Below are 15,501 nucleotides of genomic sequence, written 5' to 3'. Positions count from 1 at the left end.
TCAACGCAACAATCTCCGCAATCAATTTCGATCATGACCTGGCGTAAGCCGCTGATCCAGCGTCCACACAGCAGCAAAATCCATTTACTGATAATCCCCGGAAATCACCTGATGGCATGCACATTTGCAACGACCTCGGAAACGCGACGGACACACGCGCTCATCGGCGACGGCAGGCAGCGGCCGCACTCAGAAGCGCAGCGATGCGCCGGCAAAAACGCTGAAACCGTCGCCGACATAGAACACATTGGAATCGCGCCCTTGCAGTTCGTAGGCGGTACTGGTGGCAGTGGCGTAATGTCTGTTCGCCAGGTTGCGTAGATCGACCCAGGCGCTCCAGCGCCCGCTCGGCAGGCCGTAACCGAGCTTGGCGCCCAGCAAGCCGTAACCGGGTGCCTTGAGCGTATTGGCGAAATCGACGTAATAGCTGGACGCTGCGCGCACATCGAGATGTGCATAAAATCCGCTGCCATGCGCATATTGCAACTCGGCCTGATAGACCTGCCGCGGCAGGCCGGGCAACGCATTCTGTGCGAACGCGGCATCGCGGCGGTAATGGAAGTCGTTGAGGGTATAGGCCTGGCGCAGGCTCAACCCGCTGCCATCGTCGCCGTCCCATACGCGCGTACTCAGCGAGGCCTCGATGCCCTGATGCACGGTCGGCCCGGCATTGGCGTTGGCCACCACCGCATCGGTACTGGCAGTGGCCTGCTGGGTCACCACGGTCAGCAGTTCGTCGTTGATCCAAGAGCGGTAGACGGTGAGGCTGCCATCGAAGATGCCGTGGCTACCGCGGACGCCCGCTTCGGCGGTGGTGGCTTTTTGCGGCACCAACGGCCGCGCGAACGGTGTGGCCACCCCGCCGCCGCTGATCTGCCAGGTGACCGGCGGATCGATCGAGCGGCTCACATTGGCGAACGCCTGCAGATCCGGCGTCAGCCGATAGCGCAACCCCAAGCGTGGGGCTGCGTACCATGTGTCCAATGCATAACGCTGCGGATACACGCTGGTATTGGCGGTGGTCGACTGCACCACGCGGACGTCCCGATCGATATTGATCAGCGACACGCCTGCCGACAGCCACGAGGACGCATCCAGTTGCAACTCGCCACCGAGCGTCAGCACGGTGTCGCGCGAGCCGGTGTAGCGCACCTCCTTGAGCAGGCGCCAGCTGTCGCGGTCGTGCGTGCGCGCATCGCCGAACGCCAGCCGCGTATCGCTCCAGGTCACGCTGGTGTCCAGGTTGCGGCCGAACAAGGTGTCGCCGCTGCGCAAGTAACGCACGCTGGTGTTGATGTCCGTCGATCGCCACAGGTTCGGCGTGGTGGAATAACGCCAGCTGTTGTAGAGCGGATAGTTGTTGAGGTCCACCCCCAGCTCCAGGCGCGCGTCGTCGTCGAAGACATAGGTGGTTTTGCTGCCCACCAGCGTGGTGCCGCCTTTCTTGCGGCCATAGGGGGCCGGGTTGGCACGCGAGCCGCTGTTGATCTGCGCCAGCGTCAGCGTGCCGCCGTTGATCAACTCTTCTTCGCGGTAACGCAGCAGCAGGCGCGTATCCAGGCGCGGGCCGAAGCGATAGCCAAGATTGGCGACCAGTTCGCGGCCGTTGGTGTCGGTGAGGTCCTGGTAGCCGTCACGGCTGTTGTGCAGCATCGACACGTACCAATCGAAATTTCCTGCCACACCGCCGTTGCTGATCTGCTGCTTGCGATAGCCGTAGCTCCCCCCCTCCACCCGCAGATATGTTCCCGGCGAGGTCTGCCCGGTGTGGGTGACGAAGTTGATCGCGCCGCCAAGACTGGTGGCCGCATATTGAAAGGCGTTGGCGCCGTAAAGCACTTCGGTGTAATTCACTCCGGCGATGCTGAGCAGATCTTCCTGGGTTCCCCCGGGGCCGGTGATCGGCAGACCGTCGAACAGGAACTTGGTGCCCAGCACGTAGCCGCCATAAAAAGTATTCAAGCCGGAGCCGCGAATGGAGATCTTGGCGGCCGCGTTGCCGCTGGTGGACTGCGCGAACACGCCCGGCTGGAAGGCCAGCACGTCTTCGGCGCTGGCAGCGCGCCCGCGTTCCACTTGCTCGTTGTCCACCAGCGCCGTGTTGCCGGCAACCGTCTGCAGGGCTTGCTCGGCTTGCGCCTGCTCCGGCTTGCGCTCGGCCTTGATCGTCACTGCCTGCAACGTGTGCACCTGTGCATCGGTCTCGGCATCGGTCGGCTGCGCTTGCGCCGGCAGCTGCGCCGAGGCGGCCATCACCCAGGCAATTGCCGAGTACAGCACTGCGCGTGTGTTCGTGGACATCGTGTTCTCCGCTTGATCGTCTGCGCATCGTGGCGCGGCTGGATGCTGCACACGCACATCGCGTGCCAGCGACGCGCCAATGCCGTCGCGCATGGAATCACGCGCAAAATGCCGTCGATAACGCTCAACATCGTGCCTGCAGCGCGGCGAAATGCTGATTCGATGTTTCCCCACCAACATTTTTCGCGCGGTCATGTCCGCGCGCACTATCGTCATGCCGCAAACGCCATGAGCAACGCCTGGCGCAAGCCGAAAAACCCAGGATTTCAGGGTTTTTTCATCAGGTCATTCTCAAATCTGATAAGCGATCGGCGCATTTGAGCGCCCTGTGCCATTGCCATGTCCTCCGCCGTGCAGTCAGATGGAATGCCTCGCTGTCGGCACACGAACAGCCTGCAGCTGCCAGCGTGTGTTTGCGCAGCAACACCATCGGTGTGCGGGCGCCACGCAGGGTCGCGCGACCGCCCGCCATCGTCATTACAGGATTCTCCGCATGCGCAGTCCGTTGAATGTCGTCGCTGTTTCCGGCAGCACCTCGCGCCCATCGCGCAGCCTGGCATTAGCCGAGGCGACCCTAGCCGAACTCGGGCAGCGCGTGGCAATCAGGCCAAGCATCATCCAGCTGGGCGATATCGCCCGGCCGCTGGGTGCCGCCCTGTGGCGCAGCGAGTTGGGCGAGGCCGCCGAGCAGGCGCTGCGCCAGATCGAATCGGCCGACCTGCTGCTGGTGGTCGCACCGGTGTATCGCGGCTCGTATCCGGGCTTGCTCAAGCATCTGTTCGACCTGATCGATATCAACGCGTTGATCGATACACCGATCCTGCTCGCGGCAACCGGCGGCAGCGAACGGCATGCACTGGTGATCGATCACCAACTGCGCCCGCTGTTTTCGTTCTTCCAGGCGGTGACCCTGCCGATCGGCATCTACGCCACCGAGACGGATTTCCACGAGTATCGCGTGGTCAACCCTGCCGTGCGCCAGCGCATCGAGCTGGCCGCAGAGCGCGCCGCTGGCGTGCTTGGCGCGCGCACCGATGCATTGTTGCGCATTGCCTGACTGCACGCTGCAGATGCAGATGCAGATGCAGATGCACGTACAGGATGCGGACTTTTTCGAACCACGGGACCACCCAATCGCCGCAACTGCCGGTGCCCCAGAAGACAACCGCCTGGTCGAAACGGAACACGCTTGCAACGAACTCCCCATTCAATCCCTGCACATGATGTGCGGGCTGCTGCGATGGACGCGCATGACCGAGACCCACCATGGACATGTTCTGGTTCATCCCCACCCACGGCGATAGCCGCTACCTGGGCACCAGCGATGGCGCACGCCAGGTCAGCGCCGAATACGTCACCCAGGTGGCGGTCGCCGCCGATACGCTGGGCTATGAGGGTGTACTGATTCCGACCGGGCGTTCCTGCGAGGATCCGTGGGTCATCGCATCGAGTCTGATCAATGCGACGCGTCGGCTGAAGTTTCTGGTCGCGCTGCGTCCCGGCCTGATGGCGCCCGCGCTCGCCGCGCGCACGGCGGCCAGCTTCGACCGCCTCTCCGGCGGGCGCCTGCTGGTGAACCTGGTCACGGGCGGCGACCGCGGCGAACTGGAAGGCGATGGCGTCTTTCTGGACCACGCAGAACGCTATGAAGCATCAGCAGAATTCATCCGCATCTGGCGCGAGATCATCGCCCACAGCCATAGCGGCGAGAGCTACGACTTCGACGGCAAACATCTGCAGGTGAAGGCGGCCAAGCTGTTGTATCCCACCGTGCAGAGGCCGTATCCGCCGGTGTGGTTCGGTGGCTCTTCCGACGCTGCGCACTATCTGGCGGCCGAGCAGGTCGATACCTATCTGACCTGGGGCGAACCACCGGATGCGGTTGCGGAAAAGATCGCCTCGGTCCGCAGCAAGGCCGCGGCGCTCGGGCGCACGCTGACCTTCGGCATCCGCCTGCACGTGATTGTGCGCGAGACCGAGGCAGAAGCGTGGGCGGCGGCCGAGTCACTGATCAGCCATCTGGACGACGAAACGGTGGAACGCGCGCAGAGTGCATTTGCGCGCATGGATTCGGTCGGCCAGCGACGCATGGCCGCACTGCACAGCCGCGGTCAACGCCGTACCCGCGCCGATCTGGAAGTCAGCCCCAACCTGTGGGCTGGCGTCGGCCTGGTGCGTGGTGGCGCCGGCACCGCGCTGGTGGGCGATCCGCAGACCGTGGCCAAGCGGATCGAAGAATATGCCGCGCTCGGCATCGATACCTTCATCTTCTCGGGCTACCCGCATCTGGAAGAAGCCTACCGTTTCGCCGAGCTGGTATTCCCGCTGCTGCCGCGCACGCTCAAGCAAAAACTTCCTGGCCAGGCACTGAGCGGGCCCTTCGGCGAAGTCATCGCCAACACCATCGTGCCGCGCGCTTCGGCGCGCTGACGGGAGCACTCATGAAGCGACGCAACCTGCTCAAATTCGGAACCCTCGCCGGCGTCACGCTCGGCGCCCCGCCGCTGCTGTCCGGCACCGCCTTCGCGCAAGCCAAGGGTGCAGTACCCGAACAACTGCGCATGGACTACGCGTATTACTCGCCGACTTCGCTGGTGCTCAAACACTTCGGCTGGCTGGAGGAAACGCTCAAGGCGCAGGGCACCCAGGTCAAGTGGGTGCTGTCGGCCGGCAGCAACCGCGCGCTGGAATATCTGGGCGGCAACAGCATCGACTTCGGCAGCACCGCTGGCCTGGCCTCGCTGCTGGCGCGCGCCAACGGCAATCCGATCAAGGCCGTGTATATCTACTCGCGCCCGGAATGGATCGCGCTGGCGGTCGGCAGGAATTCGCCGATCCGGCAGCTGACCGAACTCAAAGGCAAACGCATCGCCGCCACCAAGGGCACCGACGCCTACCTGTTCCTGCTGCGCGCGCTGCGGCAGGCCGGGTTGAGCAAGAGTGCGGTGGATATCGTGCATCTGCAGCATCCCGACGGACGCACTGCACTGGAACGCGGCGATGTGGACGCGTGGTCCGGCCTGGACCCGCACCTGGCCGCAAGCCAGATCGAGGCCGGCTCGCGCTTGATCTACCGCAACACCGCCTTCAATTCGCGCGGCTTCTTGAATGTCAGCGAGACGTTCGCCTCCGCGTACCCCGAGCAGATTCCGCTGGTGATCCAGGCCTACGAAAAAGCACGCCAGTGGGCGATCGCGCACCCGGGCGAACTGGCCGCGCTGATCGCCGCCGAGGCCCGGCTGTCGCCCCAGGTGGCCACGCTGCAGCTGCAACGCACCGACCTGCGCAATCCGGTCATTGGTCCGGAAGAGAGGGCGGCGCTGCAGAGCGCCGCGCCGATCCTGCTCGAAGAGGGCCTGGTCCGTCCCGGCACCGATCTGGGCAAGGTGCTGGCTGCGCTGATCGATCCCAGCTACGCCAAGCGCGCAGGCGTGGCGCAGGCCTGAGCACGACGATGAACGACACCTCCTTGCGCGTTTCCGCCTCCGTGGCCGGCACCCCGCCGCAACCGCGCCTCAGGCTGCCCGCCAGCAGCCTGGGCTGGCTACTGCCGCTGATCTTCTTCGCCGGACTCGAACTCGCCTCGGCGCTGGGCTGGACACCGAGTTACCTGCTGCCGCCGCCCAGCCAGATCCTGCGCACGCTTGCCGACGAGGCAAACCGCGGACTGGCCAGTCATGTTGGCGCCAGTGTGTTGCGGGTGCTGGCGGGCTTCTCCATCGGCGCCGGGCTCGGCCTGCTGGTCGGCGTGGCGGTGGGCCTGAGCCGCTGGCTGGAACGCCTGCTCGACCCCAGCTTCCAGGCGCTGCGCGCAGTGCCCAGCCTGGCCTGGGTGCCGTTGCTGCTGCTGTGGATGGGCATCGACGAAGCGCCCAAGATCACCCTGATCGCCATCGGCGCGTTTTTTCCCGTGTATCTGGACGTGGTCAGCGGCCTGCGCCAGGTCGACCGCACGCTGGTGGAGCTGGGCGAAAGCTACGGGCTGTCCAAACCACGCCTGGTGCGGCGCATCCTGCTGCCGGCGGCGCTGCCGTCCATCTTCACCGGGCTGCGCACCAGCCTGAGTCTGGCCTGGATGTTCCTGGTTGCCGCCGAGCTGATCGCTGCCACCCGCGGGCTGGGTTATCTGCTGAGCGACGGGCGCGAAACCTCGCGACCGGACATCGTGATCGGCGCCATCGTATTGCTCGCACTGCTCGGCAAACTCAGCGATGGCCTACTCAAGAGCATCGAATCGCGCACCTTGCGCTGGCGCGACAACCTGCAGAATCGCAGCGCGTCCGGCCACCCTGGGAGCCCTACGTGAGCAGCTCCGGCCTGCAGCTGCACATCGCCGGCAAACGTTTCGGCACCCGCCAGGTGCTGCGCGATATCGACCTGCAGCTGGCACCCGGCGAGATCGTCAGCTTGATCGGCGCCAGCGGCTGCGGCAAAAGCACCCTGTTGCGTATCCTGGCCGGCCTGGAACGCGACTACGCCGGCGAGGTGGCGCTGGATGGTGCCCGCGTGCGTGGCGTGGACCGGCAGATCGGCTTCATCTTCCAGGAGCCGCGGCTACTGCCGTGGCTGGATGTAGCCGCCAATGTCGCTTTCGCCGACGAGGCCGATCTATCGCCGGCGGCCGCGCGGCAATCTGCGCGCGTGCAGCAGTTGCTGGCCCAGGTCGGCCTGCTGGATTACGCAACCGCGCTGCCCAAACAGCTGTCCGGCGGCCAGGCGCAGCGCGTGGCGCTGGCACGCGGGCTGTACCGGCAACCGCGCGTGCTGCTGCTCGACGAACCCTTCAGCGCGGTGGATGCCTTCACCCGCATCAAGCTGCAGGACCTGCTGCTGCGCCTGGCCGGCGAACATGGCTTCAGCGTGCTGCTGGTCACCCACGACATCGACGAAGCGGTCTACCTGAGCGACCGCGTCATCGTCATCGGTGGCCAGCCCGGAACGATCGCGCATGCACAGCGTCTGGAGATGCCGCGTCCGCGCAATCGCCAGGCGCATGAGGCGGCGCTGCGGCAGGCCCGCCAGGACCTGCTTGCGGCCTTGCACAGCCTCCATGTGTTCTGAGCGCTGGCCGGCGCTGGAATGCCTTCCGGGATACGGCATGCCCAGCTGGCGATCTTCCGCACGACGTGCCGACCATTGTCCGGTCAGCGCCCCACTCCTTCGCATCTGCACAAGGCCACCGCGCATGACCAGCCGCCAACCGCAACCGACCCTGCTCAATCCGCTGCAGACCGCCCAGCGCCTGGCGGCCGGGTTCGCCGACACCGCGATCGAGCGCGATGCGCGCGGCGGCACTCCCAAGGCCGAGCGCGATGCATTGCGCGCCAGCGGCCTGCTGGCGCTCAGCATTCCGGTGCAGTACGGCGGCCTGGGCGCCAGCTGGAGCGAGGTGCTGCAGGTCGTGCGCACCTTCGCCAAGGTCGACAGCTCCATCGCGCATGTGTTCGGCTTCCATCATCTGATGCTCGCCACCGTGCGGCTGTTTGGCCAGCCCGCGCAGTGGCAGCCGTGGCTGGAGCAGACCGCGCGCAAGCAGTGGTTCTGGGGCAATGCGCTCAACCCCCTGGATACCCGCACCGTCGCCGTGCAATGCGAAGGCTGGCGCGAATTTTCCGGCAGAAAGAGTTTCTGTTCCGGCGCCATCGATTCGCAGATGCTGATCGCCTCGGCCCTGGACGAGCGCAGCGGCAACTTGTTGATCGGTGCGATTCCCACCGCGCGCAGCGGCATCACGCTCGGCCACGATTGGGACAACATCGGCCAGCGCCAGACCGACAGCGGCAGCACCACCTTCGAGCGCGTCCGCGTGGAAGAAAGCGAGCTACTGCTGGATCCCGGTCCGTTGAGCACTCCGTTCGCCTGTCTGCGCCCACTGATCGCGCAGTTGCTGTTCGCGCATCTGTTCCTGGGGATTGCCGAGGGCGCATTCGAGGAAGCGCGCAGCTACACCCTGGGCGAAGCCCGCGCCTGGCACCGCTCCGGGGTCGAACAAGCCAGCGAAGACCCCTACATCCTGGCCCATTACGGCGAGTTCTGGCTGGGCCTGGAAAGCGCCCGACTGCTGACCGAACGCGCTGCCGGATTGCTCGACGCCGCCTGGCGCAAGGAGCATGCGCTCGGCCGCGACGAGCGCGCGCAAGTCGCCTTGGCGGTGGCCGCCGCCAAGGTCGCCACCACACGCGTCGGGCTGGAGGTGTGCAGCAAACTCTTCGAGGTCACCGGCGCGCGTGCCACGCATGCAGCGCTGCGGCTGGACCGCTACTGGCGCAACCTGCGCACCCAGACGCTGCACGATCCGGTCGATTACAAGCTGCGCGAACTTGGCGAATGGGCGCTGCGGCACCAGCCACCCACTCCCAGTTTCTATTCCTGAGCCAGACGATGCGTCACCTGCATTTCCGACTCGGACCTCGCGTCCCGCCGTGTTGAACCGACGCCGCCTCGCGCCCTTTTCTCCCCCACGCACGAGCCCGTCCCATGTCCGAGGTCCGCTTGCTCACCCTGCCTGCAGCGCAGCAACACGTGCTCACCGGCAACGCCGTGCGCGCCACCGCGCACGTGTTCGAAGACCCGTCTTCCCAGGCATTGCTGACGCACCTCGAACGGGTTGCGCCGAGCGAGGCCAGCGTGCTGATCGTCGGCGAATCCGGCACCGGCAAAGAGCTGGTCGCACGTCACATCCATCATCGCAGCGCGCGGGCCCGCCATCCGTTCGTAGCGGTCAACTGCGGCGCCTTCAGCGAGTCGCTGGTCGATGCCGAACTGTTCGGGCATGAGAAAGGTGCGTTCACCGGCGCCCTCAGCGCCAAGGCCGGCTGGTTCGAGGAGGCCAACGGCGGCACCTTGTTTCTGGATGAAATCGGCGACCTGCCGATGCCGATCCAGGTCAAGCTGCTGCGCGTACTGCAGGAGCGCGAAGTGGTACGGCTGGGCTCGCGCCGCAGCGTGCCGATCGATGTGCGCGTACTGGCCGCCACCAACGTGCCGCTGGACCACGCCATCCAGCATGGATATTTCCGCCAGGACCTGTTCTATCGCCTCAACGTGGTGGGCGTGGAGCTCAAGCCGCTGCGCGAACGCCCCGGCGACATTCCGCCGCTGATCCGCCACTTCGTCGATATCTACAGCCAGCGCCTGGGACACGGCCGCGTGACCATCAGCGCGGATGCCGAGCACCTGTTGGTCGAGTACCCGTGGCCAGGCAATATCCGCGAGCTGGAGAACGTCATCCACCACACCTTGCTGATCCACCGCGACGGCGTGGTGCGCGCCGAAGACATCCGCCTGTCGCAACTGCGCTTGCCAGGCCAGGCAGGCGGCGACCCGCACGAAGACGGCCAGGCCCTGCTCGAACGCGCCTTCGACAGCCTGTTCGAAAGCGCCGGTGGCGCGCTGCATGCGACGGTGGAAGATCAACTGTTCCGTGCCGCGTATCGGCACTGCCACCACAACCAGGTCAAGACTGCCGCGCTGCTGGGGCTGAGCCGCAACATCGTGCGCGCGCGGCTGATCGAACTGGGCGAGCTGGTGGTGAACAAACGCCTGGGGTAGTCACGCCTGGCTGCTTGCGAGACGACGCTGCGCATAGCACGGCTCACATGACGCGCTGCTACGGTGCGGTCACCGCAGACGCAGCGCGCTTCGGTCGCTCACGCAAGGGCGTCAACGCCGCCGATAGTCCACATAGTCGAATGCGAACGCATGCCGGGCATCGGCCGCGTGCGATTCGCGCTGCACGGCCTCCCACAGCGCAGGATCGATCGGCGGGAAATGCGTATCGGCGCCATCCACTACCGTGTCTACTTCAGTCACCGCCAGCAGATCGGCACGTTGCATGGTCAGCCGATACACCTCGCCGCCGCCGATCACGCACAGCTCCTGCGCGCCATCCTGCGCAGCGCGCTCGATCGCCTGTTCCACCGATGCCACCGCATGCATGCCCTCGAACGGCACCTGCCCCGAACGCGTCAGCACCAGATTCACTCGCCCCGGCAACGCACGCCCCAGCGATTGCGCCGTTTTGCGCCCCATCAGGATCGGCTTGCCCAGCGTCAGCGACTTGAAGCGTTTGAGATCGTCCGGCAATTTCCACGGCAGATCGTTATCGCGGCCGATGGCGTTGTTGCGGTCGAAGGCGACGATCAGGGTCAGTTTCATCGGTCCGGATACAGCGTGTCGTAGATCTTCATCGCGGCGTGCCGGCCCATCATGCCAAGGCAGAAAGCCGCAAGGTACAACAGGGCAATCACCGCCAGCGCCGCCGAAGACTGCCCACCGAAGACGTTCGTCAGCTGCAGGGGTTCACCCTTGTACAAGGCAATACCGAAAAAGCCGATCGGTGCGATGAGCAGGATGCTCGTGAGATTCACCAACAGGCTGGCCTGCATTGCCATCAGCGAATCAGCCAGTTTTTCCCGTGCCTTGATCGAATGCTTGGCCATCACAGTGCTGTCGTCTCAAGTGGATACCAGCGGACCATGCCGCAACTCGCTCGTCACACCGCCACCGGCGCCTTGATCGCCGGATGCGGGTCGTAGCCTTCGATGGCGATGTCTTCGAAGCGGAACGCGAACAGGTCGGTGACCTCGGGATTCAGACGCAAGGTGGGCAGCGCGCGCGGTGCGCGCGTCAGCTGCTCGCGCGCCTGCTCGAAGTGATTGGAATACAGGTGCGCATCGCCCAGCGTGTGCACGAAATCGCCAACGCCCAGGCCGGTGGCCTGCGCCACCATGTGCGTCAGCAGCGCATAGCTGGCGATATTGAACGGCACGCCCAGAAAGATGTCGCCGCTGCGCTGATAAAGCTGGCAACTGAGCTTGCCGTTCACCACGTAGAACTGGAACAGGCTGTGGCACGGCATCAGCGCCATCTGCGGCAGCTCGCCGACATTCCAGGCGCTGATCACCAGACGACGCGAATCCGGGTTGCGCCTGATCTCATCCACCAGCCACTGCATCTGGTCGATCTCGACACCGTCCGGGCCACTCCAGCGCCGCCACTGCTTGCCGTACACCGGACCGAGATCGCCATTGTCGTCGGCCCATTCGTCCCAGATGCGCACCTGGTTGTCGCTGAGGTAGCCGATATTGGTGTCGCCCTTCAGGAACCACAGCAACTCATGGATGATCGAGCGCAGGTGCAGCTTCTTGGTGGTCACCAACGGAAAGCCGTCGTTGAGATCGAAGCGCATCTGCCAGCCGAACACGCTGCGCGTGCCGGTACCGGTGCGGTCGGACTTCTCTGCGCCGTGTTCCAGCACGTGCTGCAACAACTCCAGATACGGCTTCACTTGGCAGCCTCCACGCCCACGATCACCGGCAGCACCGGCTGCAACACCGGCGCGCGACGCGACATCGCCAGCAACACCAGGCCGACCGCAATCAACGGCAGGCTCAGAATCTGGCCCATCGTCAGCCAGTTGAAGGCCAGGTAGCCGATCGGCGCGTCGGGTACGCGCACGAATTCGACGATGAAACGGAACACGCCATACAGCAATGCGAACAGGCCGGAGACCGCATACCGTGCGCGCGGCTTCATCGAGAACGTCCACAACACCACGAACATCACTACCCCTTCCAGCGCAGCTTCATAGAGCTGCGAGGGGTGGCGTGCGAACTGATTCAAGGCGCCAGCGGCGTACTGCGCCTGGATCTGCGCGGGCAAGCGGTCGGCCAGCTCCGGCGCATGCGGAAAGATCACGCCCCAGCCGGCCTGGGTGAATTTTCCCCACAATTCGCCGCCGACGAAATTGCCGAGCCTCCCGAAACCAAGACCCAGCGGCACCAGCGGGGCGACAAAGTCCATCACATCGAAGAAGTGCAACCGGTGCTTGCGCGCCCACAACAAGCAAGCGATCAACACGCCAAGCAGGCCACCGTGGAAGCTCATGCCGCCTTCCCAGACCTTGAACAGGATCAGCGGGTTGGCCAGGAAGGTCTCGAACGCATAGAACAGCATGTAGCCGATGCGCCCGCCCAACACCACGCCAAGCATGCCGTAGAACAGCAGGTCGGAAAAACCATCCATGTCTACCCCGGGCAGGCGACCGCGCAGGATGCGCGAACGGCCCAGGGCCCAGGCCGAGAAAAACGCCGCCAAGTACATCAAGCCGTACCAGTGCACCTGCACCGGGCCGAGCGAGAAGGCGATGGGGTCGATGGCGTGCAGATAGATCATGCGGACCGCGTATCACGTAGAGCGAGGCCGCTATTCTGACACCTCGCACGCGCTCAACCTAAAATCCGCGGCCGGTCAGGTAGCTCGTCTTCATGCTGCGCCCCGTCACTGGCCGGGAAATGTTCGGCCAACAACTCGGTCACCGCCTCGATGCCGGCCAGGACAGCCGCTTCGTGCTGGCCTTCGCGCAGAAACTGCTGCATGCGCCGGCACACTTCTGCCCAACGCGCTTCCGGCACCCGGCTGCGCAGGCCGCGGTCCGCCACCACCTCGATGGCGTGGTCGGCCAGCAGCAGGTAAATCAGCACCCCGTTGTTGGCTTCGGTATCCCAGGTCCGCAGCTGGGCGAAGGCCTGCTCGGCGCGCTGCCGCGCGCTGTGCCCGCGCCACAACGCCTCCAGTGGCAGGTCGGCCTCGACCGCGACCATGATCTGGCCGGTGTGCGAGCGCTCGCTGGCCGTCACCGCCGCCGCAATGGCGTCCATGCATGCGGCTGGAAATGTGCGCTGCGCCGAGGGCGCGAAGATATGCCTGAGCCACCGCATTACCAGCTCCCCGAGGCGCCACCGCCTCCTGATGACCCGCCGCCACCGCCCCAGCCACCACCGCCGCCGAAACCGCCACGGCCGCCGCCGCCAAATCCACCGAAGCCGCCGCCGCCCCAACCGCCGCCGCCGACAAAGCGGCCCGGCGAGCCGGAGGACAGGCCCGCCAGCAAGCCGATCACCGCCGCACCCGCGCTGGCGAACAGCAACGACGTCAATAGCAATGCCGCACCGCCGGCGGCAACGCCGGTCAGCACGGCGCGCAGCGGGCGCGGCAGCGCGCCCAGGATGCCGCGCGCCACCATGGCCACTACCAAGCCGATGAACAGCGCCATGATCCAGCCGCCGCCGCCCGCGCCGTTGCCGCCCTCGGCATGCCCGCTGACCGGCGCCGGCAGGGCCTCGCCTTCGATCAGGCCGGCCAGGGTTGCGGTCGCCGCCGCGATGCCGCCAGCGTAATCGCCCTCACGGAAGCGCGGCGCCAGATACTCCTGGATGATGCGGTTGGCAGTGATGTCCGGAATGGCGCCTTCCAGGCCGTAACCCGGCTGGATGCGGACGCGACGGTCGTCCTTGGCCACCAGCAGCAGCACGCCGTCGTCCACGCCCTTGCGGCCGATCTTCCATTGGTCGAACACGCGCTGGGTGTATTGCTCGATCGCTTCCGGCTGCGTGGTCGGCACGATCAAGATCTGCAGCTGCGCGCCCTTGCGCTGCTGCAAGGCCAGCGCCTGTTGCTCGAGTTGCTGGATCTGCCCCGCATCCAGGGTGCCGGTGACGTCGACCACCGGCGAGCGCAGCGGCGGGATGGCAGCCAACTCCTGCGCCAGCAACGACGCCGGCAACAGCAACAACGCCATCATCCACACCACTCGCAAAGCCATTCGCCGCATTGCCAACTCCTAGGTGATGCGCGCCGATCGTCGATCAACGCTGGGTTTTGCCAAGCCCTCTCCCTGCGCGACAATGCCTCCTACAGAGAGAGGGTTTGCCCGAAGCGAAGCCACGGGTGGTTGGGACGATTACAAGGCCTGGCACCGTCCCCTCACCCAACCGCTTTCCCCGATGGAAGAGCGGCTTGCTCTCGCCTCAAACGTCCTGTTGGTGTGGTCCGCAGATCGTGCTGATGTGCCGCTTGGCATGCGTTGCTTTGGCTTGTGCCTGTGCGTCTTTCGACAGCGCGTGCTGCGCTTGCTGGCGACGACCGCACAGGCACGCACCGCCGCTGATTACTGCGCAGGCTGCGGCGCAGGCTGCGGCGCGGGTTGTTGCTGCGGCGTCTGCTGTGGCGCCTGCTGCGTGCCGAAATCCACCTGCGGAGCGCGCGAGATCTGCGCTTCGTTTTCCACGCTGAAATTGGGCTTGGGCTGGTATCCGAAGATCTTGGCCGTGATCACCTGCGGAAACGAGCGGATGTAGGTGTTGTAGTCCTGCACGGTCTGGATATAGCGGCCACGCGCCACGGTAATACGGTTCTCGGTGCCTTCCAGCTGCACCTGCAGGTCGCGGAACGACTGGTCCGACTTGAGCTGCGGATAGTTTTCGCTGACCACCAACAACCGCGACAGCGCGCTACCCAGCTCGCCTTGCGCCTGCTGGAACTGCTTCAACGACGCTTCGTCATCGGCGTTGACCTGGATCTGGCCGACGCGCGCGCGCGCATTGGTCACTTCGGTCAGGACCTGGCGTTCCTGCTGGGCGTAGCCCTGCACGGTGCGTACCAGGTTGGGAATCAGATCGGCGCGGCGCTGATACTGATTGAGCACCTCCGACCAACCGGCCTTGACGCCCTCTTCCTTCTGCTGGATCGCGTTATAGCCGCAACCGGACAGCGACGCGGTCAGGATCAGCAACACCAGGGCGCGAATCAGGACAGGCATGCAGGCGATTCCGTTGGAAGAGAGCCCGAGCATGCCACGTGCCAAGTCAAGCCCGCATGCACACGCCCCTGACCGGTTCCCTGCCCACCGTGCGTCACCACAGCCGCGGCAGCAGGATCAATCCCCAGCACAACAGCACATTGATCAGCAGCACGAATACCGCGGCCGAGCCCATGTCCTTGGCACGCCCGGCCAATACGTGGTGTTCCGGGCCGTAGCGTTCGATCACCGCTTCGATGGCCGAGTTCAGCAGTTCGGCAGCCAGCACGATCAACAGTGGTGCAATCAGTGCAATGCGCTCGAGTCCCGACTGCCCGAGCCACAGACCGAGCGGTACCAGCACCGCCGCCAGACAGACCTCCAGACGGAACGAGGATTCGTGCAGCCACGCCGCGCGCAATCCCTGCCATGACCAGATCGCCGCCTTGAGCATGCGGCGCGGGCCGCGCGGAACGTGCCCCAATTGATCGGCCATGCGTCAGTGCGTCCTGCCGCATGGGCGAAGAAGGGAACAAGTCGAACGCATGGCATTGTCGCTGCTGGGGAAAGTGCGAATCTTGCACCGTGGCGCCCCGCCCCGCCAGCTGCCGGCAGGTTTG

17 protein-coding genes are annotated in these 15,501 nt (G+C 65.4%); 8 read left to right on the top strand and 9 right to left on the bottom strand.

The window, feature by feature from the left end:
* Window positions 1-189: 189 nt before the first annotated feature.
* Window positions 190-2,301, bottom strand: a complete 2,112-nt coding sequence (locus J7367_RS01240; protein ID WP_244672239.1) for a TonB-dependent receptor — start codon at window positions 2,299-2,301, stop codon at window positions 190-192.
* A 42-nt stretch (window positions 2,302-2,343) separates the two neighbouring features.
* On the opposite strand from J7367_RS01240, the gene J7367_RS01235 reads away from it, so the two are divergent.
* The 8 genes from J7367_RS01235 to J7367_RS01200 all read left to right on the top strand — a co-directional run bounded on the left by J7367_RS01235 (window position 2,344) and on the right by J7367_RS01200 (window position 9,852).
* The gene (locus tag J7367_RS01235; protein WP_176215008.1) at window positions 2,344-2,622 is read left to right on the top strand and encodes a hypothetical protein; all 279 of its coding nucleotides are present in this window, start codon (window positions 2,344-2,346) and stop codon (window positions 2,620-2,622) included.
* A gap of 172 nt (window positions 2,623-2,794) precedes the next feature.
* Window positions 2,795-3,358 carry an FMN reductase gene (gene msuE / locus J7367_RS01230; protein WP_007965781.1) on the top strand — a complete coding sequence of 188 codons (564 nt, stop codon included), beginning with the start codon at window positions 2,795-2,797 and terminating at the stop codon, window positions 3,356-3,358.
* A gap of 209 nt (window positions 3,359-3,567) precedes the next feature.
* Complete coding sequence (ssuD, locus tag J7367_RS01225) at window positions 3,568-4,731, top strand: FMNH2-dependent alkanesulfonate monooxygenase (RefSeq protein ID WP_057660487.1); 1,164 nt, start codon at window positions 3,568-3,570, stop codon at window positions 4,729-4,731.
* An 11-nt stretch (window positions 4,732-4,742) separates the two neighbouring features.
* Complete coding sequence (locus J7367_RS01220; protein ID WP_057660489.1) at window positions 4,743-5,747, top strand: aliphatic sulfonate ABC transporter substrate-binding protein; 1,005 nt, start codon at window positions 4,743-4,745, stop codon at window positions 5,745-5,747.
* A gap of 8 nt (window positions 5,748-5,755) precedes the next feature.
* Window positions 5,756-6,607, top strand: coding sequence for an ABC transporter permease (locus J7367_RS01215; RefSeq protein WP_057660491.1), 852 nt, complete (start codon window positions 5,756-5,758; stop codon window positions 6,605-6,607).
* Entirely contained in the window at window positions 6,604-7,362 is a 759-nt protein-coding gene (locus J7367_RS01210; protein ID WP_022558351.1) for an ABC transporter ATP-binding protein, read from the top strand. Before J7367_RS01215 ends, J7367_RS01210 begins: the two co-directional genes overlap by 4 nt.
* 124 nt (window positions 7,363-7,486) lie before the next feature.
* Entirely contained in the window at window positions 7,487-8,674 is a 1,188-nt protein-coding gene (locus J7367_RS01205; protein ID WP_007965791.1) for an acyl-CoA dehydrogenase family protein, read from the top strand.
* A gap of 104 nt (window positions 8,675-8,778) precedes the next feature.
* On the top strand, window positions 8,779-9,852 hold the full coding sequence (locus J7367_RS01200; RefSeq protein WP_057660494.1) for a sigma-54 dependent transcriptional regulator: 1,074 nt from the start codon (window positions 8,779-8,781) through the stop codon (window positions 9,850-9,852).
* Window positions 9,853-9,963: 111 nt separating this feature from the next.
* Here the strand turns inward: J7367_RS01200 and J7367_RS01195 are convergent, their stop codons facing one another.
* From J7367_RS01195 to J7367_RS01160, 8 genes are all read right to left on the bottom strand, one after another.
* Window positions 9,964-10,458 carry a dihydrofolate reductase gene (locus tag J7367_RS01195; RefSeq protein ID WP_007965795.1) on the bottom strand — a complete coding sequence of 165 codons (495 nt, stop codon included), beginning with the start codon at window positions 10,456-10,458 and terminating at the stop codon, window positions 9,964-9,966.
* On the bottom strand, window positions 10,455-10,742 hold the full coding sequence (locus J7367_RS01190; protein ID WP_033481460.1) for a hypothetical protein: 288 nt from the start codon (window positions 10,740-10,742) through the stop codon (window positions 10,455-10,457). Before J7367_RS01190 ends, J7367_RS01195 begins: the two co-directional genes overlap by 4 nt.
* Before the next feature lie 53 nt (window positions 10,743-10,795).
* The gene (locus J7367_RS01185) at window positions 10,796-11,590 is read right to left on the bottom strand and encodes a thymidylate synthase (protein WP_007965797.1); all 795 of its coding nucleotides are present in this window, start codon (window positions 11,588-11,590) and stop codon (window positions 10,796-10,798) included.
* The gene (gene lgt, locus J7367_RS01180) at window positions 11,587-12,477 is read right to left on the bottom strand and encodes a prolipoprotein diacylglyceryl transferase (protein WP_057660495.1); all 891 of its coding nucleotides are present in this window, start codon (window positions 12,475-12,477) and stop codon (window positions 11,587-11,589) included. Before lgt ends, J7367_RS01185 begins: the two co-directional genes overlap by 4 nt.
* Window positions 12,478-12,530: 53 nt before the next feature.
* Window positions 12,531-13,022 carry a TPM domain-containing protein gene (locus tag J7367_RS01175; RefSeq protein WP_007972126.1) on the bottom strand — a complete coding sequence of 164 codons (492 nt, stop codon included), beginning with the start codon at window positions 13,020-13,022 and terminating at the stop codon, window positions 12,531-12,533.
* Window positions 13,022-13,915 (bottom strand): TPM domain-containing protein, encoded by an 894-nt coding sequence (locus J7367_RS01170; protein ID WP_057660497.1) that lies wholly within the window; start codon window positions 13,913-13,915, stop codon window positions 13,022-13,024. The genes J7367_RS01175 and J7367_RS01170 overlap by 1 nt, the downstream gene beginning before the upstream one ends.
* A 336-nt stretch (window positions 13,916-14,251) precedes the next feature.
* Window positions 14,252-14,902 (bottom strand): LemA family protein, encoded by a 651-nt coding sequence (locus tag J7367_RS01165; protein WP_057660499.1) that lies wholly within the window; start codon window positions 14,900-14,902, stop codon window positions 14,252-14,254.
* A 94-nt stretch (window positions 14,903-14,996) separates the two neighbouring features.
* Window positions 14,997-15,377, bottom strand: coding sequence for a diacylglycerol kinase (locus J7367_RS01160; protein ID WP_005910722.1), 381 nt, complete (start codon window positions 15,375-15,377; stop codon window positions 14,997-14,999).
* Window positions 15,378-15,501: the final 124 nt, after the last annotated feature.

This window comes from Xanthomonas sp. D-36-1, assembly GCF_017746155.1.
GTDB lineage: Bacteria > Pseudomonadota > Gammaproteobacteria > Xanthomonadales > Xanthomonadaceae > Xanthomonas > Xanthomonas cissicola.
The sequence above is the reverse complement of the archived record's forward strand: the minus strand, read 5'-3'. Positions and strand labels throughout refer to the sequence as shown.